The organism is Thalassobellus sediminis, from assembly GCF_044386045.1.
Lineage (GTDB): Bacteria > Bacteroidota > Bacteroidia > Flavobacteriales > Flavobacteriaceae > Thalassobellus > Thalassobellus sediminis.
The window spans coordinates 1,393,073-1,419,227 of sequence record NZ_JBISCD010000040.1 but is presented as its reverse complement, the minus strand read 5'-3'; the positions used below and the strand labels follow the sequence as shown (position 1 = coordinate 1,419,227).

General features: G+C 31.3%; 25 protein-coding genes. 18 read left to right on the top strand and 7 right to left on the bottom strand.

Going from position 1 to position 26,155, the window contains the following annotated elements:
- The first annotated feature begins 1 nt into the window (after position 1).
- The 8 genes from purE to ACH5TW_RS12715 all read left to right on the top strand — a co-directional run bounded on the left by purE (position 2) and on the right by ACH5TW_RS12715 (position 6,317).
- Positions 2-481, top strand: a complete 480-nt coding sequence (purE, locus tag ACH5TW_RS12750; RefSeq protein ID WP_439336893.1) for a 5-(carboxyamino)imidazole ribonucleotide mutase — start codon at positions 2-4, stop codon at positions 479-481.
- Positions 482-635: 154 nt separating this feature from the next.
- Positions 636-2,672, top strand: coding sequence for a M3 family metallopeptidase (locus tag ACH5TW_RS12745; protein WP_439336892.1), 2,037 nt, complete (start codon positions 636-638; stop codon positions 2,670-2,672).
- Positions 2,673-2,700: 28 nt separating this feature from the next.
- Positions 2,701-3,483, top strand: a complete 783-nt coding sequence (locus ACH5TW_RS12740; protein ID WP_439336891.1) for a hypothetical protein — start codon at positions 2,701-2,703, stop codon at positions 3,481-3,483.
- A gap of 48 nt (positions 3,484-3,531) precedes the next feature.
- A complete protein-coding gene (locus ACH5TW_RS12735; protein ID WP_439336890.1) occupies positions 3,532-4,035 on the top strand; it encodes a GbsR/MarR family transcriptional regulator in 504 nt (167 codons plus the stop codon).
- A gap of 54 nt (positions 4,036-4,089) precedes the next feature.
- A complete protein-coding gene (locus tag ACH5TW_RS12730) occupies positions 4,090-4,530 on the top strand; it encodes a hypothetical protein (protein WP_439336889.1) in 441 nt (146 codons plus the stop codon).
- Between the two features lie 10 nt (positions 4,531-4,540).
- Positions 4,541-5,416, top strand: coding sequence for a methyltransferase domain-containing protein (locus ACH5TW_RS12725; protein ID WP_439336888.1), 876 nt, complete (start codon positions 4,541-4,543; stop codon positions 5,414-5,416).
- An 83-nt stretch (positions 5,417-5,499) separates the two neighbouring features.
- Positions 5,500-6,054 (top strand): sigma-70 family RNA polymerase sigma factor, encoded by a 555-nt coding sequence (locus ACH5TW_RS12720; RefSeq protein ID WP_439336887.1) that lies wholly within the window; start codon positions 5,500-5,502, stop codon positions 6,052-6,054.
- A 2-nt stretch (positions 6,055-6,056) separates the two neighbouring features.
- Positions 6,057-6,317, top strand: a complete 261-nt coding sequence (locus tag ACH5TW_RS12715) for a hypothetical protein (protein ID WP_439336886.1) — start codon at positions 6,057-6,059, stop codon at positions 6,315-6,317.
- On the opposite strand, the gene ACH5TW_RS12710 is transcribed toward ACH5TW_RS12715, so the two are convergent.
- A complete protein-coding gene (locus tag ACH5TW_RS12710; RefSeq protein WP_439336885.1) occupies positions 6,310-7,143 on the bottom strand; it encodes a UbiA prenyltransferase family protein in 834 nt (277 codons plus the stop codon). The two genes, ACH5TW_RS12715 and ACH5TW_RS12710, sit on opposite strands and share 8 nt — an antisense overlap.
- A gap of 120 nt (positions 7,144-7,263) precedes the next feature.
- On the opposite strand from ACH5TW_RS12710, the gene gcvP reads away from it, so the two are divergent.
- The 4 genes from gcvP (at position 7,264) to ACH5TW_RS12690 (ending at position 12,669) form a co-directional block, all read left to right on the top strand.
- Positions 7,264-10,113, top strand: coding sequence for an aminomethyl-transferring glycine dehydrogenase (gene gcvP, locus ACH5TW_RS12705; RefSeq protein WP_439336884.1), 2,850 nt, complete (start codon positions 7,264-7,266; stop codon positions 10,111-10,113).
- 101 nt (positions 10,114-10,214) lie between these two features.
- Positions 10,215-11,273, top strand: a complete 1,059-nt coding sequence (locus ACH5TW_RS12700) for a 3-oxoacyl-ACP synthase III family protein (protein WP_439336883.1) — start codon at positions 10,215-10,217, stop codon at positions 11,271-11,273.
- Between the two features lies 1 nt (position 11,274).
- Positions 11,275-11,796, top strand: a complete 522-nt coding sequence (locus tag ACH5TW_RS12695) for a class I SAM-dependent methyltransferase (RefSeq protein WP_439336882.1) — start codon at positions 11,275-11,277, stop codon at positions 11,794-11,796.
- Between the two features lie 24 nt (positions 11,797-11,820).
- A complete protein-coding gene (locus ACH5TW_RS12690; RefSeq protein WP_439336881.1) occupies positions 11,821-12,669 on the top strand; it encodes a glycosyltransferase family 2 protein in 849 nt (282 codons plus the stop codon).
- Positions 12,670-12,727: 58 nt separating this feature from the next.
- On the opposite strand, the gene ACH5TW_RS12685 is transcribed toward ACH5TW_RS12690, so the two are convergent.
- On the bottom strand, positions 12,728-13,534 hold the full coding sequence (locus ACH5TW_RS12685) for a DNA/RNA non-specific endonuclease (protein ID WP_439336880.1): 807 nt from the start codon (positions 13,532-13,534) through the stop codon (positions 12,728-12,730).
- 154 nt (positions 13,535-13,688) lie between these two features.
- Between ACH5TW_RS12685 and ACH5TW_RS12680 the strand changes: the two genes are divergently transcribed.
- Both ACH5TW_RS12680 and ACH5TW_RS12675 read left to right on the top strand, forming a co-directional pair.
- Positions 13,689-14,426: an MlaE family ABC transporter permease gene (locus ACH5TW_RS12680; RefSeq protein WP_439336879.1), complete on the top strand. Its 738-nt coding sequence runs from the start codon at positions 13,689-13,691 to the stop codon at positions 14,424-14,426.
- Positions 14,426-15,193: an ABC transporter ATP-binding protein gene (locus ACH5TW_RS12675; RefSeq protein ID WP_439336878.1), complete on the top strand. Its 768-nt coding sequence runs from the start codon at positions 14,426-14,428 to the stop codon at positions 15,191-15,193. The genes ACH5TW_RS12680 and ACH5TW_RS12675 overlap by 1 nt, the downstream gene beginning before the upstream one ends.
- 1 nt (position 15,194) lies before the next feature.
- Here the strand turns inward: ACH5TW_RS12675 and ACH5TW_RS12670 are convergent, their stop codons facing one another.
- The 3 genes from ACH5TW_RS12670 to ACH5TW_RS12660 all read right to left on the bottom strand — a co-directional run bounded on the left by ACH5TW_RS12670 (position 15,195) and on the right by ACH5TW_RS12660 (position 18,427).
- On the bottom strand, positions 15,195-16,661 hold the full coding sequence (locus ACH5TW_RS12670; protein ID WP_439336877.1) for a DUF389 domain-containing protein: 1,467 nt from the start codon (positions 16,659-16,661) through the stop codon (positions 15,195-15,197).
- A gap of 85 nt (positions 16,662-16,746) precedes the next feature.
- Positions 16,747-17,826, bottom strand: a complete 1,080-nt coding sequence (locus tag ACH5TW_RS12665) for a mannose-1-phosphate guanylyltransferase (RefSeq protein WP_439336876.1) — start codon at positions 17,824-17,826, stop codon at positions 16,747-16,749.
- Positions 17,819-18,427: a SprT-like domain-containing protein gene (locus ACH5TW_RS12660; protein WP_439336875.1), complete on the bottom strand. Its 609-nt coding sequence runs from the start codon at positions 18,425-18,427 to the stop codon at positions 17,819-17,821. Before ACH5TW_RS12660 ends, ACH5TW_RS12665 begins: the two co-directional genes overlap by 8 nt.
- A 263-nt stretch (positions 18,428-18,690) precedes the next feature.
- On the opposite strand from ACH5TW_RS12660, the gene ACH5TW_RS12655 reads away from it, so the two are divergent.
- Positions 18,691-21,195: a pectate lyase family protein gene (locus tag ACH5TW_RS12655; RefSeq protein ID WP_439336874.1), complete on the top strand. Its 2,505-nt coding sequence runs from the start codon at positions 18,691-18,693 to the stop codon at positions 21,193-21,195.
- A 118-nt stretch (positions 21,196-21,313) separates the two neighbouring features.
- Here the strand turns inward: ACH5TW_RS12655 and ACH5TW_RS12650 are convergent, their stop codons facing one another.
- Positions 21,314-22,000, bottom strand: a complete 687-nt coding sequence (locus tag ACH5TW_RS12650; protein WP_439336873.1) for an SDR family NAD(P)-dependent oxidoreductase — start codon at positions 21,998-22,000, stop codon at positions 21,314-21,316.
- Positions 21,990-22,940 carry a M28 family metallopeptidase gene (locus ACH5TW_RS12645; protein ID WP_439336872.1) on the bottom strand — a complete coding sequence of 317 codons (951 nt, stop codon included), beginning with the start codon at positions 22,938-22,940 and terminating at the stop codon, positions 21,990-21,992. Before ACH5TW_RS12645 ends, ACH5TW_RS12650 begins: the two co-directional genes overlap by 11 nt.
- Positions 22,941-23,080: 140 nt before the next feature.
- On the opposite strand from ACH5TW_RS12645, the gene ACH5TW_RS12640 reads away from it, so the two are divergent.
- The 3 genes from ACH5TW_RS12640 (at position 23,081) to ACH5TW_RS12630 (ending at position 26,093) form a co-directional block, all read left to right on the top strand.
- On the top strand, positions 23,081-24,187 hold the full coding sequence (locus tag ACH5TW_RS12640) for a nickel-binding protein (RefSeq protein ID WP_439336871.1): 1,107 nt from the start codon (positions 23,081-23,083) through the stop codon (positions 24,185-24,187).
- Between the two features lie 119 nt (positions 24,188-24,306).
- Positions 24,307-24,681 carry a group I truncated hemoglobin gene (locus ACH5TW_RS12635; RefSeq protein WP_439336870.1) on the top strand — a complete coding sequence of 125 codons (375 nt, stop codon included), beginning with the start codon at positions 24,307-24,309 and terminating at the stop codon, positions 24,679-24,681.
- A gap of 20 nt (positions 24,682-24,701) precedes the next feature.
- Positions 24,702-26,093: an FAD-binding oxidoreductase gene (locus ACH5TW_RS12630; RefSeq protein WP_439336869.1), complete on the top strand. Its 1,392-nt coding sequence runs from the start codon at positions 24,702-24,704 to the stop codon at positions 26,091-26,093.
- Positions 26,094-26,155 lie beyond the last annotated feature (62 nt).

Genomic DNA, 26,155 nt, shown 5'->3' with positions numbered 1-26,155 from the left:
TATGAGTAAAGTTGGAGTTATTATGGGGAGCAAAAGCGACCTACCAGTTATGCAAGATGCCATCGATATTTTAAAAGGTTTTGATATAGAAGTTGAAGTAGATATTGTTTCAGCTCACAGAACTCCCGAAAAATTATTTGATTATGGTAAACACGCACACACTAGAGGTTTCTCTGTCGTTATTGCTGGTGCTGGTGGTGCTGCACATTTACCAGGTATGATAGCTTCTCTCTCACCTATACCAGTTATAGGTGTTCCTGTAAAAAGCAGTAACTCTATTGACGGATGGGATTCTGTACTTTCTATTCTTCAAATGCCTGGTGGTGTACCTGTTGCAACAGTAGCATTAAATGGCGCAAAAAATGCTGGAATTTTGGCAGCACAAATTATTGGATCTTCTGATAAATGTGTGCTTGATAAAATTATAGCTTACAAAGAAGGCCTGAAAATTAAAGTAAACGAATCAGCTCAAAATTTATAATAAAAAAAGCCTCAAATTAAACTCGAGGCTTTTTAGCTATTAATAAAAATTCTATTGAGTTAGTCACTCTTTAATATTTTTCTGACTCAAATATATAAAAAATTTATTATGTATGCATAGTAAATTTTATTTTTTTAACATATTTTCATACAAAATGATAAAGAAATCATTAAAAACACCATTTAATACCAAGTATCATACGGCTCCGTTCTCAAAAATTGAAAACGAAGATTATCTTCCTACTTTTAAAGATGCTATAAAACAAGCTAAAGCAGAAATTGATGCTATTGTTAACAATGAAGAAGAACCTAAATTTAAAAACACCATTGAAGCATTAGACTTTTCGGGAGAACAATTAGATAGAATTTCTAGTATTTTCTTTAATTTGAATTCGGCTGAAACCAATGAAACTATTCAAAAAATAGCACAAGAAGTTTCACCATTATTATCAGATTTTAGTAACGACATTACTTTAAATGCCGATTTATTCAAACGTGTAAAAGCGGTTTATGATTCTAAAGATGAATTAGATCTAACTACCGAACAACAAACATTACTAGATAAAAAATATAAAGGTTTTTCACGAAACGGTGCTAATTTACCTGAAGACAAAAAAGAAAAACTTCGTGAAGTTGACAAAAAATTAAGTCAGTTAAAATTAAAATTTGGAGAAAACGTATTAGCAGAAACTAATAAGTTTGAAATGCTAATAACCAATGAATCTGATTTATCGGGTTTACCAGAAGGCACCAAAGAAGCTGCAAAACAATTAGCTGAAAGCAAAGATAAAACAGGTTGGTTATTTACTTTAGATTACCCAAGCTATATTCCGTTTGTTACTTACGCAGATAACAGAGAACTTCGTAAAAAAATAACACTTGCAGCAGGAAGTAAAGCTTTTAATGGAGATGCTTTAGATAATCAAGAAAACGTTTTACAAATAGTAAAGCTTCGTCATGAGCGCGCCAATTTATTAGGTTATAAAACACATGCCCATTTTGTTTTAGAAGAACGTATGGCAGAAACGCCAGAAACCGTTCTTAATTTTTCTAACGAATTATTAGAAAAAGCAAAACCAGCTGCGGAAGCTGAATTTAAAAATTTAGAGAAGTTCGCTAAAGCATTAGATAATATTGATAGATTAGAAAAATGGGACGGATCTTATTATTCTGAAAAGCTAAAACAAAAATTATTTAGATTAGATGACGAGTTGCTAAAACCTTATTTCAAATTAGAGAATGTTATTGATGGTGCTTTTACTGTTGCTAATAAATTATTCGATTTAAACTTTGAAGAAATTAATGATATTGACAAATATCATGAAGATGTCCTTACTTATAAAGTAACCAATAATAATGGTGATTTAGTATCTATTTTTTATGCCGATTTTTTCCCAAGAGCAGGAAAACGAAACGGTGCGTGGATGACATCTTACAAACCACAATACATAACTAATGGTGAGAATAGCAGACCTCATGTTTCTATAGTTTGCAACTTTACAAAACCAACAAAAAGCAAACCGTCGCTTTTAACCTTTAATGAGGTTACCACCTTGTTTCATGAATTCGGTCATGCACTGCACGGTATGTTAGCCAACACCACCTACCCTAGTTTATCTGGAACTAGCGTATTTTGGGATTTTGTAGAATTACCTAGTCAGGTTATGGAAAACTGGTGTTTTGAAAAAGAAGCTTTAGAGCTGTTTGCTAAACATTACGAAACAGGAGAAATCATTCCAATTGAATTGGTTGAAAAAATAAAAGAATCATCAACCTTCCATGAAGGGATGCAAACCTTACGTCAGTTAAGTTTCGGACTTTTAGATATGAGTTGGCATAGTGAAGATCCTTCTAAAATAACAAATGTAAAAGCTTTTGAATCTGAAGCTTTTAAAAATACATCTTTATATCCTGAAACTAAAGAGACCTGTATGAGTACTGCCTTTTCTCATATTTTTCAAGGTGGTTATTCATCTGGATATTACAGCTACAAATGGGCCGAAGTTTTAGATGCCGATGCGTTTGAATATTTTAAAGAAGCTGGTATTTTTAATAAAGAGATAGCTACTAAATTTAAAGACAACGTACTTTCTCAAGGCGGTACAGAAAACCCAATGACACTTTACAAACGTTTTAGAGGGCAAGAGCCAAAACCTGAGGCGTTGTTGAGACGCGCTGGGTTATTGAAATAAACCAAAGAGTTTATGCGTTTAGAGGTTTATGAGGTTTATTAAATTTTTTGGCCATCTAATAATTATTATATTCTTAACTGCTATCACCCAAATTGGAGGAATCATTTGGGTGATAGCGTTATTTCTTTCATCAAAATTTAAAAAGAAGAAACGAATAATTTTTCCAATTATTTATTTAGCAAGTAATCTTTTTATAATTCCACCATTAGCGAAGGTTTTTGGCAGAGAACCTCTACCAGTTTTTAATAAAAAACTGAAACCTAGAAATTTAGTATATCCTTTACTATTTAGACATTACGTTAAGTCGTCTTTAAAAAATGAACTTGAAAATTCTGCGAATGTATTATTTAAATCAGATATATCAATTACCTATCTAGATGCCAATTTTCCTTTTTTAGATAAATTCCCTTTACTACCTCATTTAAGTCATAATGATGGTAAAAAAATAGATATCTGTTTTATGTATTTAAATGAAAACAAAAAATCGACAGATAAAAAACCTTCCATATCAGGCTATGGTGTTTATGCAAATTCTGAAAAGAATTTTACTTCCAATAATTGTAAAAGAAAAGGCTATTGGCAATATGATTTTTCAAAATATTTTTCTTTCGGAAAAATTAATAATTTAACTATTGATGAATTTAAGACGAAAAAATTAATCAAACAGTTACTTTCTAATTCCGATACTAAAAAAATATTTATTGAACCTCATCTAAAACAATCTTTAGGTTTAGCTAATGAAGCTAAAATCCGTTTTCACGGATGTCAAGCAGTTCGTCATGATGATCATATTCATTTAGAAACAAAATAAACTTTCAATAATTATTGAAAGTTTAGAAATTATTTATATCTTTGAGTCATGGAATATCAAGAGGCAAAAGAAAAATTTATAAATACCTGGGGAAGCTTAGGTACGCTTTGGGGTATTAATAAAGCCATGGCACAAATACAATCGCTTCTTTTTATTTCAACAAAACCATTATCTATGGAAGAGATTATGGATGAACTTAAAATTTCTCGTGGTAATACGAGTATGAACCTTCGCCAGTTAATGGATTGGGGCATCGTAACTAAAGAGCTTGTTCCAGGAGAACGCAAAGAATTTTTCACTACTGAAAAAGATGTACAAGAACTAGCTAGACATATTGCAAAAGAACGTAGTAGAAGAGAAATTAAACCCGTTATTAAAATATTAAAAGATGTGAGTTCTATTAAAGATGATGGCACAGAAAAAACTAAAGAGCTTATTAAACAAACAAAAGCATTACACGATTTAGCTGAAACTGCCGACTCATTAATGAATAAAATAGTAAACCAAGAACAAAACTGGATAACAAAGTCTTTACTCAAACTTATTAAATAAAAAAATTTAAAACATAGTTTCAGTAATTATTGAAAGTTTAAAAATAATAAAACTATGAATACACAAATCCCTAACTGGTTAATCATTCTTGGAGGATGTGGTCAAATATTCACTGCACTAATCTATCCATTCATTCGTCATAAAGTTTTTGATTGGTATAATGATGTTAAACAACTAAAGCCATTAAACCAAGAGATAGCTAAAACCTATGGCAGGTACATTCAAGGTTTAAACTTTTCTTTTGGAATAATTGCCATTTTAATTCCTAATGATTTAAAAAATCACACAAATTTAGCTATTGCAATAACAGGACTCATTGCAGCTTATTGGGTAGGCAAAGTGATAACACAAATAGCATATTATCCAATGTATGAAATTCCAAAAAAATTGATTTTTAAAATAGGCAGTTATTTCATGAATACGCTCTTCACACTCTTTGCTTTTGTATACTCATGGTTATTTATATACAATCTAATACTTCATTTTAATCTTTAAAAAACAAAATATGGAAACTAATACAATCACATTATCAAAAAATAGAGAAACAAATAAAATTGAAATGATTGATTTCTATAATGAAGCTACAGAAGATTATGAATTCTGGAGTAAAGATTTCAACATGCACTTTGGATACTTTATTCCTTTTAAAACAAATCCTTTTAAAAGAGACACCATGCTAAATGAGATGAACAATCAAGTAATTAATCACTTAAATATTAACCAAGAAAGAAAAACATTAGCAGATTTAGGTTGTGGAATGGGAGGAACAATGAGGTATGCCCTAAAAAAGAATAAAAAGCTTTCTGCATTTGGAGTAACACTATCCAAATTCCAAGTGAAGAAGGGTAATGAGTTATTAAAGAATTACAATGGAACTATATTAAAAGAAAACTACAATAACACGTCTTTCAAATCGAACACATTTGATGCAGCACTTGCTATAGAAAGTTTTTGTCATTCAGGACATAGTAAAAAATCAATAGAAGAAGCTTTTCGAATTTTAAAACCAAACGGAAAATTAGTTATTGCTGATGCATTCCTTAAGAAAAGTGAAACTAATTTATGCTTAGGGAGTAATTACGCTTATAAAAAGCTATGCAGTCATTGGAGTCTAGATAAACTAGAAACCATAGATAACATGGTGAAAAAATTAAAAGAACAGGGGTTTACAAAAATTAAAATTGAAAACGCATCCTTTAGAGTAGCGCTATCTGTATTACATGTGCCATTTACTATTATTGGTTTTGTAATAAAACAGATTTTTAATTCTAAAATATTAAAACGTGAAAGCTTACATAATCTCAAAGGATCATTTTACGCATTATTATCTGGGTTACACATGAAAAGTTTTGGGTATTATATAATAAGCTGTACTAAATAATTCAAATAGTTATAGGCTTAAATAAAAGCAACCAAAATATTCATTTTTTTACCTTATTTTTGGTATTCAAAAAATTCGCAACAATGCCCAAACATGAAATTAATCCCAATAAGTGGATCGATTTATATTCCGATTACCTCTACAACTATACGATTTCTCGTGTTAGCGATAGAGAGATTGCGCAAGATTTGGTTCAAGACACCTTTTTTGCTGGGCTAAAATCAATGAAAAATTTTAAAGGAGAAGCTAGTGAACGCACTTGGCTTATCTCAATTTTAAAACGAAAAATTATTGATCACTATCGTAAAATAAATTCTAACAAAGGAAAAGCTGAAGTTAGGATTAGTTACAATGACGATAGCGAAAGTGAAGGTGATTGGCTTGAAGAACGTGTTGCAGATCCTTTTGATAAAACGGCTGAAGACAGTATGCAGAATGAAGAACTTGGTGATGCCATACATAACTGCTTAAGTAAATTACCTCAAAAACAAGCGAACGTTTTTAAAATGAAAACCATTGAAGGTTTTGAAACCGAAGTAATTTGTAATGAACTAAATATTACAGCGTCTAACCTTTGGGTTATCATTCATAGAGCTAGAACGGCTATGGCTGATTGCTTAAAAGAAAATTGGTTTTAATTATGAGTAAAATTAAAGTTGTAGTTCCTTGTGAAGAAGCAAATCATGTTTGTGATAAAACGCAATACAAAGAAGCCACATTATGGGAAATGATAAAACTCAACATACATTTAATTTATTGTAGAGCTTGTAGAAAATACACTAAAAACAACACACTACTCACTAAATCAATTGCAGAATCGAAAGTTGAATGTTTAGATAAAGATTGTAAAGAGAAAATGAAAAAAAATCTTGATAAAGCAATAAAGGAAACAACTAATTAAATAAAAGTAATAAAAGAAGCCATAGAACTGGCAAGCCTTCTACCCAAAACGCACTATAATATTTCCCCTGCTCAACTTTAGAATACACAAGTAATAAAAGTGTCAAAATCGCTATAGTTAGTAAAGCTAAAATTTTACCAAATGTTATTTCATCTTTTAAAAATTCTAAAAAGAAAAATATAACCAATAGCACAACTCCAATTATTTTGGTTTGCTTCACGCCTATTTTCTGTGGCACTGTAGAAAGTTTCAAACTATCATATCGTAAATCTCTAATTTCAAAAGGAAACATTAAAACAATTACAAAAACATAACGCTGTAAACCTGTTATTATAACATCTGTATCTATTCGATAATTGTTATTTATTAACGGAAGAAAAACAGTTACACCACTCCAAACCAATCCTATTAAATATATTTTAAGTCCGCCAATACTTCTTAAATTATGCTGACTATCTAAAAACATCCGTTTTGGCAAAAACGGAATGGCATATAAAAAAGTTACAAGACCAAAACCTGCTATATAAAACATAGTGGTTTCAGTCAATTTAAGTCCATAATAACACATCAATAGAAAACACAAAAAAGAAAATACCTGAATGGTTTTCAACCAATTTGTTAAACTTCTATGATGAAATTTTGCAATCCCAAAATATTTCACAAAGTTATACCCTGTTATAGTAGCATAAAACACAAAATACAGCACATTCTCATCATAAGAAAGATCAAACTCTATAAGACTTAACCAAGTTAATGAATAGACGGATAATGCTACATGAATACTACTATTTATATAAAAATTTAAAAGTTTCTTTAGCACTCCCATTTTACAAAAATAAACAAACTGTTAATAACGTTTCCAAATGGTTAAAAACTTTCCTTTTCACAGAATAAAACGCGTTAATTATTACTTATTTTTGCGATTTACATAACAAATCATAACTTAATGAACACAAACGCTTTTGCATTGCGTCATATTGGACCTAGAGAAGAAGACAAAAATCTTATGTTAAAAACCATAGGAGTTGATACACTAGACCAATTAATATATGAAACCATTCCAGATGATATTCGTTTAAAAAACGGGTTAAATTTAGAAGAACCTATGACCGAGCATGAATATTTGCTCCACATTCACGAACTTTCTAAAAAAAACAAAGTATATAAAACCTATATTGGCTTAGGATATCATCCAACCATCTTGCCTGCAGTTATTCAAAGAAATATTCTTGAAAACCCAGGTTGGTATACAGCATACACGCCTTATCAAGCTGAAATTGCTCAAGGAAGATTGGAAGCACTTTTAAATTTCCAAACCATGGTTATTGATTTAACTGGTATGGAAATTGCAAATGCATCACTTCTTGATGAGAGCACTGCCGTTGCTGAAGCTATGAGCCTGTTATTTGCAGTTCGAGATCGTGCACAAAAAAAAGCTGGTGTAAATAAGTTTTTTGTTTCAGAAAATATATTACCTCAAACTTTATCGCTTCTTCAAACGAGAGCATTCCCTATTGGCATTGAATTAATAGTTGGTAGTGAAGATGATTTTGATTTCTCATCAGAATTCTTTGGAGCTATTTTACAATACCCTGGAAAAGATGGACAAATAACTGATATAAAATCATTTATTAGTAAAGCTAATGAGGCACAAATAAAAGTTGCTGTTGCCGCCGATATTTTGAGCTTAGTTAAACTAGAAGCTCCAGGTAAATTTGGTGCCGATGTGGTGGTTGGAACTACTCAACGTTTTGGAATCCCAATGGGATATGGCGGTCCTCATGCAGCATATTTCGCAACCAAAGAAGCTTATAAGCGTGATTTACCTGGTCGTATTATTGGTATTACAAAAGACGCTAATGGCAACAGAGCATTACGTATGGCTTTACAAACACGCGAACAACATATTAAACGAGACAAAGCAACTTCAAATATATGTACCGCACAAGTTTTACTTGCTGTTATGGCTAGTATGTATGCTGTTTATCATGGCGCAAATGGTTTAAAATTTATTGCGAATAAAGTTCATAATAAAACAGTAACTCTATCAAATGCATTAGAAAAACTTGGTTATAAACAAGTAAACACCTCTTATTTTGACACGCTTAAAATAAAAACAAAAGCTAAAAAGATTAAAAAGGTTGCTACCGAAAAGAAAGTAAATCTTCATTATCCAGATAAAGAAACGGTTACCATTTCTATTAATGAAACGACTTCTATTAGAGATATTAATTATTTAATTTCTGTTTTTGCTGAAGCTGCTAATAAAGAAACAATAACTATATCTACTATAGAAAGCTTTAACAACATTGAAGAATCAATACAAAGAACATCTGAATTTTTAACGCTTGATGTTTTTAAAACATACCATTCTGAAACAGAACTGATGCGTTATATAAAATCATTAGAACGTAAAGATTTATCGTTAAATCATTCCATGATCTCTTTAGGGTCTTGTACCATGAAACTAAATGCGGCATCTGAAATGCTGCCTTTAAGTATTTATAAATGGGCAAACATTCACCCATTTGTTCCTGCTAAACAAGCTAAAGGGTATTTAACTGTTTTAAAAGAATTAGAAGATCAGTTAACAGAAATCACTGGTTTTGCTGCTACTTCGTTACAGCCAAACTCAGGTGCACAAGGTGAGTTCGCTGGACTTATGGTGATAAAAGCATATCATGAATATCGTGGAGATCATCATAGAAACATATGTTTAATTCCATCTTCTGCTCACGGAACAAACCCTGCAAGTGCTGTTATGGCTGGCATGAAAGTTATTGTTACTAAATCAACAGAAGAAGGAAACATTGATGTTGACGATTTACGTGAAAAAGCAGAATTACACAAAGACAATTTATCATGTTTAATGGTTACATACCCATCTACACATGGCGTATATGAATCTGCCATTAAAGAAATTACTAAGTTAATTCATGATAACGGAGGACAAGTTTATATGGATGGTGCCAACATGAATGCCCAAGTAGGACTTACCAATCCAGGAAATATTGGAGCCGATGTTTGTCACCTTAACTTACATAAAACATTTGCTATTCCTCATGGTGGTGGTGGACCAGGAGTAGGACCAATATGTGTAGCAAAACAACTCGTGCCATTTTTACCTGGAAACCCTATTGTTAAAACTGGTGGAGACAAAGCTATTACAGCTATTTCTGCAGCGCCTTTTGGATCTGCATTAGCTTGTTTAATATCTTATGGATATATTAAAATGCTTGGCGCAGAAGGCTTAACAGAGTCTACTAAAATAGCCATTTTAAATGCCAACTATATTAAACAACGTTTAGAAGGTAACTTTGATACCCTTTACTCTGGTGAACGGGGTAGAGCTGCTCATGAAATGATTGTAGATTGCCGACCTTTTAAAGCAAATGGTATTGAAGTTTCAGATATTGCTAAACGTCTTATGGATTACGGTTTTCATGCACCTACCGTTTCTTTTCCTGTAGCTGGCACATTAATGATAGAACCAACAGAAAGTGAAAGTAAAAGCGAAATTGACAGGTTTTGTGATGCTATGATTTCTATTAAAAAAGAAATAGATAGTGTTACAAAAGAAGACGATAATAATGTTTTAAAAAATGCGCCTCATACGTTAGAAATGATATCTGCCAACGAATGGAATTTACCATACTCACGTGAAGCAGCTGCCTTTCCGTTAGACTATGTAAAAACGAACAAGTTTTGGCCTAGTGTAAGACGTGTTGATGACGCCTATGGAGACAGAAACTTGGTGTGTTCATGTATACCTATTGAAGTTTATGCAGAAGTATAAATAGTCGGTTGAACATCGTAAAATAAAACCAAAATAAGTTGCCTTTAATTATAAAGTATTTATATTGCTAATACTTAAACTAAAGGCAATTTTTCTACAATATGAATATCAAAATCACTGGCACAGGAAGTTACATACCTGCCAATATCGAGAAGAATAAAGCATTTTTTAATCACGAATTTTTAAATAGTGATGGCTCAACAATAAATGCACCTAATGAAACTATTGTAAGGAAGTTTAAAGCAATAACAGGTATTGAAGAAAGACGTTATGCTAAAAATCATTTAAATACATCAGACTTAGCTTCTTTTGCTGCTGAAAAGGCTATTGAAGATGCTAAAATTAATCGTGAAGATTTAGATTATATTATTGTAGCACACAACTATGGAGATGTAAAACACGATAGTATACAAAGTGATACCGTGCCAAGTATAGCCTCTAGAGTAAAACATCTTTTAGGCATTAAAAACCCTAAATGTGTAGCATACGATATTCTTTTTGGTTGCCCTGGTTGGGTTGAAGCCACCATTCAAGCAAATGCATTTATAAAGGCGGGAATTGCAAAAAAATGTTTAGTTATTGGAGCAGAAACCTTATCTCGAATAATTGATCCTCACGATAGAGACTCTATGATTTATAGTGATGGTGCTGGTGCCGTAGTATTAGAGTCTACAAATGAAGATGGTGGTATATTAACTCATAATACAGCTACTTTTGCCTTTGACGAAGCTCATTTTATATATTTTGGAGAAACCTATAAACAAGAAACTAAAGAAGACCGTAGATATATAAAAATGTACGGTAGAAAAATTTACGAATTTGCTTTAACCAATGTACCGCTTGGAATGAAATCTGCTCTTGATGAAAGTGGCATTAACATTAAAGATGTTAAAAAAATACTCATTCATCAAGCAAACGAAAAGATGGATGAGGCAATAGTAAAACGATTCTACGAGTTATTTAATCTTGAAATGCCTAAAAACATTATGCCTATGAGCATTGGTAAATTAGGTAATTCTAGCGTAGCGACGGTACCTACTTTATACGATATGATTTTAAAAGGAGATTTAGAAAACCAAGAAATTAACAAAGGAGATGTTATTATTTTTGCAAGTGTAGGAGCAGGAATGAATATAAATGCTATTGTTTACAAACAGTAATATGTACGAGAAAACATTTCCGAATAAACGATTCAAGCATACCATTCAGTTTTTACAAAAACACATTTCTAATTCTGAAACTATTTTAGATTTAGGAGTAACTAATCCTTTTTCTAAAATAATGAAAGGAAACGGATTTAAAGTAGAAAACACAAAAGGGGAAGATTTAGATGAAGACACTTCAATTATAACAAATTCTCAAGCTGATGTTGTTACTGCTTTTGAAATTTTCGAGCATTTATTATCTCCCTACACGGTTTTAAAAGCTATTAAATCAGATAAGTTAGTAGCAAGTATACCACTTAAACTATGGTTTTCTCCTGCATATAGAAGTAAAACCGATATGCTTGACAGACATTATCACGAATTTGAAGACTGGCAGTTCGATTGGCTTTTAGAAAAAGCTGGTTGGAAAATTATTGACAGGCAGAAATGGACGAATCCAACAAAAAAAATAGGTGTTCGACCTATTTTACGCTGGTTCACACCAAGATATTATATTGTATATGCCGAAAGAGTTTAACTTTGAACAACTAAAATTTCAATCTTGAATTTCTACATTATTATTCCTGCTCATAACGAAGAAAGCTCCATAGGCTTAACAATAAATTCATTAGCAAATCAAACACATTTACCAAAACGTCTAGTTATTGTTAATGATAATTCAACTGACAAAACCGAAGATATAGTTGAAGCTTATGCGTTAAAACATACTTGGATTTCTTTAATTAACTCAAAATCATCAAACCAACATCTACCTGGTTCAAAAATAATTAATGCGTTTTACAAAGGCTATGAAACTTTAGACAACAACTATGATGTAATTTGTAAGTTTGATGCCGATTTAATTTTTCCTAATAATTATTTAGAAGTACTTTCTAATCATTTCAAAAAAAATGATAAACTAGGTATGGCTTCTGGGTTTTGTTACATTGAAAAAAACGATAATTGGGTTTTAGAAAATTTAACCAATAAAGATCATATTCGAGGCGCATTAAAAGCTTATAAAAAAGAATGTTTTATTAAGATTGGAAAATTAAAACCATCTATGGGTTGGGACACGGTTGATGAGCTACTGGCTAAATTTTATGGTTGGAGCGTACTAACTGATGAATCGTTACATGTTAAGCACTTAAAACCTACTGGAATTTCATATAACAAAGCTTCTAAACACTTGCAGGGTGAAGCCATGTACAAAATGCGATATGGTTTTTTTATCACATTAATTTCTGCTTTAAAACTAGCTTATAAAAAAGGAAGTTTTTCCTTATTTAAAGATTATATAGCTGGTTACTTTAAGGCAAAAAAAGAAAAAATAACTTTTTTAGTTTCTGAAGAGGAAGGTAAATTTATTAGAAACTTACGATGGAAAGGCATGTTGAGTAAATTGAAATAATCAACAAAGTTTTAACAGAAATAGACTTCGACTACGTTAAGCAAGACTAACAAAACTATTAAAAACTCCACCCCTTATAACTACTAGAAGCTTCTAATTTATTCTCAATATCATCATCTAATTCAGAAAAGAAATCAATTCCTGTTAGTTTTTCAATAGTATCTACTGGTACAACAAACTCATATAAAGGCCTCTTAGAATCTTCATGAGGCATTAAAAAGGCTATCATTTTAGTTTTCCCAGAATTATTATCAATCAAAACTTTATAAAACTGATTAGGCACCGAAACATGTTCATCTCCAATAGTTTTTAAGTTATTTTTTAAAACACCTCCAGTAATTACAAAAACACCATCATATTTACTTGCCCAGTATCGCGTTTTTTGTTCTAAAGTATTCCAAATACCAGCATTAAACTGATGTTCTTGCGGACTAATATTACTCGTTAAAAAGGTTTCATCATGCGCAAATCGACTATAACTTCTATCGCCGGCAGGACATAAATGTCCGCGATCGTAACCAGATTTTTTATAATTTTTCCAATGTGCTGCTCCTGTTTTTACTGCTTTATCAATCTCAAAATAAGGACGCTCAAAGTTAGTTTTTGACAAATGTGATTTTTTCAATTCGTAAGCCACCCATTCTGCCTGCTCATGCCGTTCACTGTAGGATAAAGAATAACCTTCATGATGTATAATTTGTCCTGTTGTACTTGTGGGTAAAAAGTATTCGTTGGTACTCTCTTTTACTTGTTTTCCATCTAAAACAATCTCGTCTTTTAATTCTTCATTTAAAAAATGTTCATAACCAAATATCCCTAAAAGAATTAACAATGCTATAAGTGAGTAAATCGATTTTTTATTCAAGATAATAATTATAAGATCAATAAAAGAGTTCCTGTTTTTTTTGACATAACATTTTTCTTATGATTGTCAAAAATACAGATTTAAAAACATCATAATTTAAAATTAAAGTTAAATAACATCAACTTTTTTTTACTTTAGCATTTCAAATTTTAATATGAATTACCTAAATAATATAGGAGCTTATTTTTTAATGATTGTCGAAATGTTTCGTAAACCTACTAAGTGGAGTGTTATGAAACAATTAATCTTAAAAGATATTGATGACTTAATTATTGGATCGCTTGGAATTATTGCATTCATTTCATTTTTTGTTGGAGGTGTAATAACGATTCAAACCGCTTTAAATATAGAAAGCCCTTTAATTCCAAAATACTTAGTAGGTTTTGCTACTAGGCAATCGGTGATTTTAGAGTTTGCGCCAACATTTACTTCCATTATTATGGCTGGAAAGGTAGGCTCGTTTATTACTTCTAGCATAGGAACTATGCGAGTTACAGAACAAATTGACGCTCTAGAGGTTATGGGAATTAATTCGCTTAACTATTTAGTTTTTCCAAAAACCATAGCATTAATGCTATATCCATTTGCCATTGCTATTGGCATGTTTTTAGGAATTTTGGGTGGTATGGCCGCTTGTGTTTTTGGTGAATATTCGACACTAGCAGATTATATTATTGGTATTCAAACAGATTTTGATGGCTTCCATGTAATTTATGCATTTATTAAAACATTTGTTTTTGCTTTTATATTAGCAACCATACCTTCATTCCATGGATATTATATGAAAGGTGGAGCGTTAGAAGTTGGTAAAGCAAGTACAACAGCTTTTGTTTGGACTGCTGTAGTTATTATTTTATTAAATTATTTATTAACCGATATGATGCTAGGATAATGATAGAGGTTAAAAATTTAAATAAATCGTTTGGTGATGCTCATATTTTAAAAGGTATAAGCACCACATTTGAAAAAGGAAAAACCAATTTAATTATTGGTCAAAGTGGCTCTGGAAAAACTGTTTTTCTAAAATGCTTACTTGGTTTATTTGAATACGAAGAAGGATCTATAGCATATGATGGAAAAATTTTTTCTAATCTATCTGAAGATGACAAACGTAATCTTCGTGCAGAAATAGGTATGGTATTTCAAGGAAGTGCTTTATTTGATTCTATGACGATTGCTGAAAATGTGATGTTTCCTTTAAAGATGTTTACTAAAATGAGTAAAAGCGAAATGCAAGATCGTGTAGACTTTGTTTTAAATCGTGTAAATCTTGAAAACGCGCACAATAAAATGCCTAGTGAAGCTTCTGGTGGTATGCAAAAACGTGTTGCCATAGCTAGAGCTATTGTAAATAATCCGAAATACCTATTTTGTGACGAACCTAATTCTGGTTTAGACCCAAAAACAGCTATTGTAATTGATAATTTAATCCAAGAAATTACAGACGAATATCAAATTATAACAGTCATCAACTCTCACGACATGAATTCTGTAATGGAAATTGGAGAAAAAATCGTATTCTTAAAAGATGGATTAAAAGCTTGGGAAGGCTCAAACAAAACCATTTTTAAAACCGACAATGAAGTGGTTACCGATTTTGTTTACTCTTCTGAACTCATGAAAAAAGTTCGTAAAATGTATATTGAAGAGAAGTATTAAATTAATTTCTCTTCACTCTTATTTTCTCAGTTTTAAGTTCTTCTTTTAACCACGATATTAATTCAACTTCTTTAACTTTAACAATACTATCATTGAGTGAATTTTTCCATTTTACATTAGCAATGGTTAATGTATCTACTTTTATAAAATCATTTGATTCTAACATTTTAGCATAACCAAAATATTCTAAATCATTAAATCTTATTTTGGCATCTTTAGCCAAAGTAGAAAATGCTATTCCTCCTGTAGCATTTTGAGCTTCTAATTGTTGGTTAAGTCCCGAAATATTTTCTTGTAATTCGCTTATTTCTTTTTGTAAACCAGAAATTATATTATCTTTTTTATCAAGTTCTAAGATAGCTCTATCATAAGCATTAGAAATTTTATCAAAGCTTCTATTCTTATTTCCACTTATATCTAAACTAAAATCGCTTATCTTATCATAACCCTTCAATTCATTACGTAAATCAGTTTCAGTAGCTTCAGCAATTTCACCATTAAAATAAAGCGTGATTTTTTTATCTTCTGTATTTAGAGTACCTCTTTGAAGCCAAAGTTCATTATTAGATTTTATTTCATCTGTTATAAAATTGTTATAATCATTTTCAAAACCACTATATTTTAAAACCCTCAAAAAGGTAATTGTTGGATAAATCATCACTAAAAAAGCTACCAAACCTGCAAATCTTGCTATTCGCCTTCTCTTAGCAGAATTAGCATACTTAAGCATTGGAAATCTAAGTACCTTTAACACAATAAATGTTGCTAATGCAATAAATATGGTATTAATAGTAAACAAATTCATTGCTCCTAAAAAATAAGACCAATTGCCATTTGCTAAACCATAACCAGCAGTACATAGAGGTGGCATTAAAGCTGTAGCAATAGCCACACCAAAAATCACAGAAGCAATAGTACCTTTTTTAGTACGCGCTATAATTAAAGCCAAACCACCAAAAAAGGCTATTAACACATCTCGAATATCAGGTTTCACTCTACCCAACAATTCAGAAGTTTCCTGATTTCCAAGAGGGAAAAATTCAAAAAACATATACGCTGTTAACAAACTTAATACAATCATTGTAGCTAAGTTTATTAACGATTTTCTTAAAGTATCTATATCATTAATAGCAAGGGACATTCCAATCCCTAAGATTGGCCCCATTAATGGAGAAATTAACATGGCTCCAATTACTACAGCAGTAGAATCTGCATTTAAGCCAACAGAAGCCACAAAAATAGAACATATTAAAATCCAAGTTGTTGCTCCTTTAAACGAAATATCTGCTTTTATAGCTGCTATGGTTGCATCTCTATCGGTATCATCTCTAAAATCTAGAAGTTCACTTAAAAACTGCTTTAAACTTTGAAAAAGTCCTTTCGCATCTTGTTTTACTGCTTCTTTTGATTGTTCGACAGAAGCTTCTTTTTTTTCTTCTTCTGAAAAACTAAACTTACTTTCTTCCATAATGTAATTATTGCCTCTAAAACACTAATATAAATTAATTTAGGTAAATCTTCCTAAAAACATTTTAATGACACATATTTATGACCTAACCATATTGCTCTCCAAATTTATCTTTTACTTTTTGAAGCACTTTTTTAATATCTTGCTCTTTTGTTTTTGGATAGATTAATAAAACCTCATCTTTATCAACAATAATATAATCATTTAAACCATCAACAACTACAATTTTATCGCCTTTAGTGCGTATCATATTACCAGAAGCATCCTCTGTTAATGTTCTTGAATTAACAACAGCATTTCCACTTTCATCTTTATCTAGTTTATCATATAAACTACCCCAAGTACCAAGGTCGTTCCAATCAAATTCTGCAGCAATTACATAGACATTTTTTGAAGTTTCCATTATAGCATAATCTACCGAAATATTTTCTGCCTTAGGATAATTTTCTTTTATAAAATCTGATTCCAAACTAGTGTTATATGAACTAATACCAGATTCAAACAATGCATATAAATCTGGTTGATTCTTTTTAAAAACGTCAACTACAGTTTTAACACTCCACATAAAAATACCTGCATTCCATAAAAAATTACCCTGCTCTATAAATGATTTTGCAGTATCATAATCTGGTTTTTCTCTAAACTGATTTACCGATTTTATTGATTCAGACGAACTTTTATCAAACTCAATATATCCATAACCTGTATTGGGAAATGTTGGTTGAATACCAAGTGTCATTAACGCATTGTTATCCGAACAAAAATCAAAAGCTTGTTGTACATTTTTTGAAAACGTAACTTCATCCTCAATCCAATGATCACTAGGCGCCACTATCATTACAGCATCTGGATTTTCTTTTTGAATCTTTAACGATGCATATAATATACATGGTGCTGTATTTCGCATAGCGGGTTCTAAAACTACTTGCCTCTGTTTTACTTCTGGTAATTGTTCTAGAACTAAATCATTATAACGTTCATTGGTTAATATAAAAATATTTTCCTTTGGAATTAAATGTGTAAGTCTTTTAAACGTTTTTTGAATTAACGTGTCTCCTGTTCCTAACATATCGTGAAATTGCTTAGGAAAATCTTGCGTGCTAACTGGCCAAAATCTTGAGCCAACTCCACCAGCCATTAGTATGGCATAATAATTTTTATTCATTAATATTATTGATTAATTCAACTTCTGCGTTTGGATTAAAAAGATATATTTTGCCTGATTTTACTTCAGCACATTCAAAACGTTTTGTTCTTTTTTCTCCTCTTTTAAATATTTTACCGTTATACAATTTAAAAGTATGACCTAAAGGTACTTCAAAAATATAAGTTTTACCATTGGGTTCGTCAAATTGCTTTAATGCTAAGGCTAATGGTGCATCAGAATCACTAGATGCCTTTGGATTTTTAAAATGTTTAGCGAGAAGAGGTAATAAATGGTTTGGAAAAATTTCGGGATTTAAAAAAGGTAACATTAAGTGCTGAAATGTTCTTTTCCATTCTATTCCGTGTGGCTTTATACATCTCCCATAAATCTTATAAGCTTCGAAATGAGCTATTTCATGAATAAGTGTTATTAAAAACCGATATTCATTTAAATTTGAATTTATAGTTATTTGATGTTCATTATTAGGTAATCGCATATAATCACCATGACGCGTTTTTCTTTCGTTCTTAATTTTAACAACCAAATTATCGTGTTCCAAAAGTTTTAAAACCTTTGGCATTGCTTTATATGGAATGAAATCTTGGAGTTTGCTTTGCATTAAAACAAAAATACTTTAATTAAAAAAATGATTCAACCTTTTATGAATTTTATTTTAAACAGACTATATCTTAAATATAACAAATGACTTTTTTCTATTTAAATTAACATTTACATCTTTTATCGTTAAAAAACCATATTATATCTTTTTTACTATTTTTTTTAATTCTAATAACAATAAAATATTTACTTTCGTGTAATCGATTACATTTAATGTTGTATCTATAAAAGAAATATAAAACCAATTAATACTGCTCAAATAAGATGCTAAAAAAATTAACATTTTCAACATTTTACTTATTCGTTTCAGTGTTTGCATTAGCTCAAACTGTTACAATTAATGACTCCGGAAGCTGGTTAGAAACTGCTTATGTAAAATGGCAGCCATTTACAGGAGCTGAAAGTTACAACGTATATTATACAGGAGAAGGTATAACAAATCAAAAAATAGACACCCAACTTATTCGTTGTTATGACGGATATTTTCGCGCAGACATATTAGGACTTAAAGCTGGATCTTATACTATATCTGTAGCACCAGTTATTGGAGGCACTGAAGGAACTCCTAGCGTCACAGATGCTATTTCAGTCTTAGCACATGACAGAACTGGCTTTGCTTTTAGTAAAGGTAGAATACCTGGTGCATACAATTTAGATGGTACACCAAAATCTAACGCTGTAATATTATATATAACTGAAGATTCTAAAGATACTATTGAACTTACTGTTACGGGTGCCAATGCTAACCCATGCATTGGTTTAGAAACCATTTTAGAAGGTTTTAAAAAAGGTAATGACAACAGACCTCTTATTGTGAGGCTTATTGGTCAGATAACAGATTTAGCCTATATGAGTAAAGGTGATATTGTCTTAGAGAACAGCAATAACATAAACGGCTCTATTACACTTGAAGGTGTAGGTGATGATGCCGTAGCTGATGGATGGGGAATTAGAATTAAAAATGCATCGAATATTGAAATTCGCAATATTGGCACCATGAATTGCGACAGTGATGAAGGAGATAATATTGGGTTGCAACAAAACAACGATCATGTTTGGGTACATAATGTCGATTTCTTTTATGGTAATGCTGGAGGCGATTCCGATCAATCTAAAGGAGACGGTGCTTTAGATTGTAAAAGATCAACCTATGTTACGTTTTCATATAATCACTTCTGGGATTCTGGAAAATCTAATCTTCTTGGGCTTAGCGAAGGCAACGTTCCTGATTTATATATAACATACCACCATAACTGGTATGACCACTCTGATTCTCGTCACCCAAGAGTACGCTACTACTCAGCTCATGTTTATAACAACTATTATGACGGTAATTCTAAATATGGTGTAGGATCTACATTAGGCTCTTCTGTTTTTGTAGAAAATAACTATTTCCGTAATTGTAGATATCCTATTCTTACCTCAATGCAAGGTTCTGATGTATATGATGAAAATAGTGGAACAAATGATTATAATGACAATCCAACTTTTTCAAAAGAAAATGGTGGTACTATAAAAGCTTTTGGTAATTATATTGAAGGGGCTAAACGATTTGTGCCTTATGGAGATACTGAGTTTCCTAATTCGACTGTAGATTTTGATGCGTATGTTGCTTCAACAAGAAATGAAACGATTAACAGTAGTATAACTTCTGCTTTTGGTTCAAATACATATAATAATTTTGACACCGACTCATCAGTCATGTATACTTATACACCTGACAATCCTGAAGAGGCAAAGAACAATGTAATGCAATATGCAGGACGAATGAATGGCGGTGATTTTGATTGGACTTTTGACCAACCAAACGATGATACGTCTTATGCTGTAAATACAGCACTTAAAACGGAGCTTACGAGCTATACGACAGGACTTCTTTGTGTACAAGGAGAAAGTGAACCACCAAGTAGCCAAACTTTAACAATTACTACGGCAAATAACGATCAAACTGTACAAGAAGGAAATGCAATTGATTCTATTATATTTACTTGGGGTGGTGATGCAACAGATGCTAATATTTCGGACTTGACTGGATCTGGGCTAAGTTCGATAAAAGATATTCCAAATAAAACAATCACTATTTCGGGAATACCAACAGAGACTATTTCATATTCAGTTACTACATCTGGAACTGCAGGAACACCGGTAACTCAATCTGGAACCATTACAGTAGGTGTAATTAATTCTAGTGACCAAATACATAATTTTACTGAATCTGGAAAAACTAGTACCTTCTATTCTATTACAGGCAACCTATCAACATCAAAAGGGACCGTAAACTATAACGGACTTACTTTAACACAATGTTTAAAAATTGAATCAAGTACAAATATTTCATTCACAACTACAAGTGAATCTACATTAATACTGGTTTTTAATGAAGGTTTTTCTGGGGAAATTAAAATTAACGGAACAAGCCACAATATTAATAACGGTCTTCTTACACTTACAATAGCAGCTGATTCTTATGTAATTACTAAAGATGTTACTGCGAATCTTTATTATATGAGTGTAACAAATTCGTTAGGTCTTGATGATTTGAAAGCAACAAAACTAATTCTATATCCAAATCCAGTAACAAATACGTTACACCTTTCTTCAAAATCTAAAATAGAAAAAGTTGAGATTTATAGTTTATTAGGTGTTTTTGTTAAAAAGATAGAAGACCATATTGAAACAATAGATATGAGTCACTTAAGCAAAGGCAGCTATTTAATAAAAGCCTATACTAATCAAGGTGTAGTAAATAAAATTATTATTAAGGAATAGTTTGAAATAACTTTAATATTTATTTATTTTTAAATTAAAAAAAAGCAGAAGGTTTCAATTTGAAATCTTCTGCTTTTTTTATTAATCAACACTTTTTCAAAGTATTATTATTAAAGAATTAAGGCGTAGAACTAGAAACCTGTAGCATTTTTCCATTATAATATTTATTCCCATTTAATGAAAAATCAAAAATATAATGTGCCATTTCTAAAGCAGTTGTTGGTGCTTTATAACCTGGAAACGCTTCTTCTAGCATTTCAGTTTGAACAGCACCTAGAGCTAATACATTAAATGACACATTAGAATCTTTATATTCTTCTGCTAGTAATTCGGTTAAAGTAATTACTGCTGCTTTACTAGAACTGTATGCTGCTAAACCAGGGAATTTCATGCTCCCTTGTACACCACCCATAGAACTTATAGTAACTACATGACTTTTCCCTTTCATAAAAGGCAATACAATTCGAGTTAACTCGGCAACTCCAAATACATTTGTTTTATAAACCACTTCAAAATCTTCCATTGTGATTTCTGCAAAAGGTTTATTCACCAACATACCTGCATTATTAATTAAAACATCTACTTGTTTCCAATTTTCATTTATAAATTCTTCAACTTTAGCATAATTACTACTATTAGCTAAATCAAAAGAAAATGTAGTAACATCATCTAATTTCAAATTTTTAATAGGCTTTTCATTCCGCGAAAGCGCTAAAACGTTATGACCTGCTTTTGAGAAAAGTTGAACTAACTCAAAACCTATACCTCTACTTGTTCCTGTAATTATAATATTTTTACTCATCATTCATTTTTATTTCCTTTTCCGATGCATTTATCATGCCCTCTAAAGCTGGAATCATTTTATTTATAAAATTTATCATGTGCTCAAAATCCATTTTATCTGCTTCGTCATCAACATGATGGTAATAATCAAAATTAGTGAAATCGAATGTAGAAATTGCATGCGCAGGCACTTTAAATGCTTTATAAAACGGATAGTTATCTGATCTCTTAAATAATTGAAACTCTTTTGCTTTTGGGAAAAAGCTTATTATTTTTGTTTCTCCATACTCATTCAACTTTTTAGCCATGTTTGATTTTTCATAACCAGAAATATACGCCATAATTTCATTTTCTGCTCTAGGCACACCTATCATTTCAAAATTTAACATGGTATATAAATTTAAATTTGCTGCTTTTAATCGTTTCGCTAAATGTTCTGAGCCTTTCAAGCCCATTTCTTCGGCAGAATATAGCGTGAATAACATACTGCGTTTATTACTTTTAGTTTTCGAAAAGTATTTTGCCCATTCTAAAACAGCAACTGTTCCCGAAGCATCATCATTTGCACCATTAGCTATACTATCTCCATTTACTGCTTTTATTGTTCCTATATGATCATAATGCGCTCCTAGAATTACGAATTCATTTTTTAGTTTTACATCATTCCCTTCTAAATAGCCAACGACATTATAACCTATAACTTCTTTTACATTAAAACTATCTCTATAGGTTTCAAAATATGGTTTTATATCATTCTCTTTAAATAAAGTTTCTATAAAAACTGATGCTTTTTCTATGCCTACAGTCCCAGTATTTCTACCTTCTAATTCATCAGACGCTAAATAAATCAAGCTAGCTTTAACTTCCTCTTCATCCACTGTAATTGTTTTAACACTATTAGTTATTGTGGATTTACATCCCAGAATGATTAATAAAATGAACGTGAAAAATATTTTATTCATATAAAATTTTATTTGTGCTTAAAGATAAAAAACTCATAGAAACCATTCTACTTTTAACTCTAGTTTAAATAGCGACAATTTAAAGCCCCCAACCTTGCATAACCCGTTAAAAATCATTAATTTGTATAAAAATTAACCATATGCCAATATATTTAGACCTTCATGAAATGCCTGATGGAGTAACCGCAGAGCATGTAGCAGAAATGCATCAAGCTGATTTAAAAATTGAACATGAATACAATTGTCGTGGTTTAACATATTGGTGCGATGAAAAAAGACAAACAGCTTTCTGCTTAATTGAAGCCCCTAACAAACAAGCTCTTAAAGATTTACATGCAAAGGCACACGGGGATGTTCCTCTAAAAATAATAGAAGTTGATGACACTATAGTTGAATCATTTCTAGGTAGAATAGAAGATCCAGAAAAATCACAAAATACTGAGCTAAACATTATAAACGACCCTGCTTTTAGAGTTTTAATGGTCATAGAAACTAGCAATTATCTAAATCGCCTTGAAGCAAATCAATTTACCATATTTGCTCAAAAATTTCATAATAATGTATCTAAAACTTTAAAAAAATTTAACGGTCGTATTGTAAAAAAAGATAACAACTCTTATTTAGTATCATTTAAATCTGTAACAGATGCCGTTTTATGTGCTTTAAAAATTCAGTTTCAATTCAAATATGTTACTCCTAATTTCGACCCTTCTACACGTAGGCTAAATATTGCATTAAGTTCGGGGGTTCCTATAACTAATAAAGATAATATTTTTGAAGAAACGATTACCCTAGCTACACGCATGTGCGATATTGTTAAAGAGCAACTAGTAATTACTAGCGAAGTAAAATTATTATACGAAAGTGAAAATAGAAATGCTGCTATTGATGATAAAATGATTAAAATACTCCAACCTAATGAAGAAAAATTTCTAAATCAACTCATTGATTTTGTAGAACAGATATGGAACAAACCCAATTTTAATGTAAATGATTTTAGCAATGCTTTAGGCTTAAGTAAATCACAACTTTATAGAAAATTAACTAAATTAACTGGGCAATCACCAAATTGTTTTTTGAAAGAATTCCGTTTACACAAAGCTTTAAACTTATTACATAAGCAATATGGCAACATTTCTGAGATTGCTTTTGAGACAGGTTTTAATAGTGCTGCATATTTTTCAAAATGCTTCCTTGATAAATATGGCATCCTCCCCTCAAAATATATTCAGCAACATATAACTTAAGGTGTGTGTGTTTTTGATAAAATCATAAATGGTTCAAAATTCTACTTTTTTGAATTAAATGTAGCAGTCTATTCATTTTGCTATATATAGTTTTGACATATAACCAAAACTAAAACATTATGAGTAAAACACTTTTTGAACGATTAGGTGGTAGAAATGGTATTTCTTTGATTGTTGATGATACCGTTGAAAATCACATGAACAATCCAGCAGTAAATGCAAGATTTCTTCCTTTTAAAGAAAAACCAGAACAATTAGCTATTATAAAAAATCATACGATTGATTTTTTTAGCGCTGGAAGTGGCGGACCCAATAATTATACAGGAAGGGATATGGCATCAGCACATACAGGTATGAATATAAGTCCTGCTGAATATATGCATGTAATAGATGATATTTTTATGGCTTTAGATAAAAATAATATTGATGAAGGCTCTAAAAAAGATGTACTTTCAATCCTATGGTCTTTAAAAGACATGATGATTGGCAAATAAACAACCAAAATTAATTTAACATGAAAAATCCAGTCAAAGATTTAAACCCCGAATTAATTGAAGCATTTACTCTACAGATAAGAGGTAAAATTATATTACCAACAAATGCAGAGTATAACGAAACACGAAAAGTATATAACGGTATGATTAACAAACATCCTGGAATGTTTGTGATGTGTGTTGATGTTGCCGACGTTATAGCTTCCGTGAATTTTGGAAGAGAAAATAATTTATTAATTGCAGTTAGAGGTGGTGGTCATAATGGTGGTGGTTTAGGATTGTGTGACGACGGATTAGTTATCGATTTATCTGGATTAAAATTTGTTCGGGTAAACACTTCAAACAACACCGTTAGAGTTGGAGGAGGGAATCTTTGGGGCGAAGTAGACCATGCGACACACCCATTTGGCTTGGCAGTTCCTGCTGGTATCATTTCTACAACTGGTGTTGGCGGATTAACCCTTGGTGGTGGTGTAGGTCATTTATCTCGAAAACACGGATTAACTATTGATAACCTACTTGAAGCTGATATGGTTTTAGCTGATGGCACTTTCGCTACAGTTAATAAAAATCAAAATACAGATTTATTTTGGGCCATTCGTGGAGGTGGTGGTAATTTCGGGATTGTAACTTCTTTTAAATTTCAAGCACATCCAGTAAAAACTGTATTTGGAGGTCCTATATTATGGCCAATTGAACAAACAGAAGAAATTATGGAATGGTATCATGAATTCATCCATAACGCACCTGATGAACTAAATGGATTTATAGCTACCATGGTTATTCCTGGCGCTCCTTTTCCTGAGCATTTACATAAAAAACATTTCTGTGCCATTGTATGGTGTTATTCAGGAGATATGGATAAAGCAGAAGCGGCTTTCAAACCTATTTTAGCTAAAAATCCTTTGTTTGAACATGTAGGCGAAATGCCTTATCCATCTATCCAATCTTTATTCGATGGTTTATTACCACATGGATTCCAATGGTATTGGAGAGCCGATTTTTTTAATGAAATAGGACCTGAATTAAGAAAACAACATTTAAAATTTGGATCAAGCATCCCTTCTCTATTATCTCAGATGCACATGTATCCTATCAGTGGAGCTGCAAGTAGAGTTGGAGCAGAAGAAACTCCTTGGGCATATCGTGATGCCAAATATGCTGGTGTTATTTGTGGTATAGATCCTGATCCTAAAAATGCAGATACAATAACCAAATGGTGTAAAGATTATTGGGAAGCCTTACATCCCTACTCTTCTGGCGGTGCCTATTCAAATTTTATGATGGATGAAGGACAAGAACGCGTGAAAGCTAGTTATAAACACAACTATGAGCGGCTTTCAGAAATCAAAAAAACATATGATCCAAATAATTTATTTAGAGTCAATCAGAATATTAAACCAAGTAACTAAAACAAAAAAACCTGTTTCAAATGATTGAAACAGGCTTTTTTGTTTTATAAGAGATTCTAAAA

Bases quoted from the DNA above. Each gene is read 5' to 3' on its own strand.
- purE (WP_439336893.1), top strand. From the start codon at position 2: ATGAGTAAAGTTGGAGTTATTATGGGGAGCAAAAGCGACCTACCAGTT.
- ACH5TW_RS12745 (WP_439336892.1), top strand. From the start codon at position 636: ATGATAAAGAAATCATTAAAAACACCATTTAATACCAAGTATCATACG.
- ACH5TW_RS12740 (WP_439336891.1), top strand. From the start codon at position 2,701: ATGAGGTTTATTAAATTTTTTGGCCATCTAATAATTATTATATTCTTA.
- ACH5TW_RS12735 (WP_439336890.1), top strand. From the start codon at position 3,532: ATGGAATATCAAGAGGCAAAAGAAAAATTTATAAATACCTGGGGAAGC.
- ACH5TW_RS12730 (WP_439336889.1), top strand. From the start codon at position 4,090: ATGAATACACAAATCCCTAACTGGTTAATCATTCTTGGAGGATGTGGT.
- ACH5TW_RS12725 (WP_439336888.1), top strand. From the start codon at position 4,541: ATGGAAACTAATACAATCACATTATCAAAAAATAGAGAAACAAATAAA.
- ACH5TW_RS12720 (WP_439336887.1), top strand. From the start codon at position 5,500: ATGCCCAAACATGAAATTAATCCCAATAAGTGGATCGATTTATATTCC.
- ACH5TW_RS12715 (WP_439336886.1), top strand. From the start codon at position 6,057: ATGAGTAAAATTAAAGTTGTAGTTCCTTGTGAAGAAGCAAATCATGTT.
- ACH5TW_RS12710 (WP_439336885.1), bottom strand. From the start codon at position 7,143: ATGGGAGTGCTAAAGAAACTTTTAAATTTTTATATAAATAGTAGTATT.
- gcvP (WP_439336884.1), top strand. From the start codon at position 7,264: ATGAACACAAACGCTTTTGCATTGCGTCATATTGGACCTAGAGAAGAA.
- ACH5TW_RS12700 (WP_439336883.1), top strand. From the start codon at position 10,215: ATGAATATCAAAATCACTGGCACAGGAAGTTACATACCTGCCAATATC.
- ACH5TW_RS12695 (WP_439336882.1), top strand. From the start codon at position 11,275: ATGTACGAGAAAACATTTCCGAATAAACGATTCAAGCATACCATTCAG.
- ACH5TW_RS12680 (WP_439336879.1), top strand. From the start codon at position 13,689: ATGAATTACCTAAATAATATAGGAGCTTATTTTTTAATGATTGTCGAA.
- ACH5TW_RS12675 (WP_439336878.1), top strand. From the start codon at position 14,426: ATGATAGAGGTTAAAAATTTAAATAAATCGTTTGGTGATGCTCATATT.
- ACH5TW_RS12670 (WP_439336877.1), bottom strand. From the start codon at position 16,661: ATGGAAGAAAGTAAGTTTAGTTTTTCAGAAGAAGAAAAAAAAGAAGCT.
- ACH5TW_RS12665 (WP_439336876.1), bottom strand. From the start codon at position 17,826: ATGAATAAAAATTATTATGCCATACTAATGGCTGGTGGAGTTGGCTCA.
- ACH5TW_RS12660 (WP_439336875.1), bottom strand. From the start codon at position 18,427: ATGCAAAGCAAACTCCAAGATTTCATTCCATATAAAGCAATGCCAAAG.
- ACH5TW_RS12655 (WP_439336874.1), top strand. From the start codon at position 18,691: ATGCTAAAAAAATTAACATTTTCAACATTTTACTTATTCGTTTCAGTG.
- ACH5TW_RS12650 (WP_439336873.1), bottom strand. From the start codon at position 22,000: ATGATGAGTAAAAATATTATAATTACAGGAACAAGTAGAGGTATAGGT.
- ACH5TW_RS12645 (WP_439336872.1), bottom strand. From the start codon at position 22,940: ATGAATAAAATATTTTTCACGTTCATTTTATTAATCATTCTGGGATGT.
- ACH5TW_RS12640 (WP_439336871.1), top strand. From the start codon at position 23,081: ATGCCAATATATTTAGACCTTCATGAAATGCCTGATGGAGTAACCGCA.
- ACH5TW_RS12635 (WP_439336870.1), top strand. From the start codon at position 24,307: ATGAGTAAAACACTTTTTGAACGATTAGGTGGTAGAAATGGTATTTCT.
- ACH5TW_RS12630 (WP_439336869.1), top strand. From the start codon at position 24,702: ATGAAAAATCCAGTCAAAGATTTAAACCCCGAATTAATTGAAGCATTT.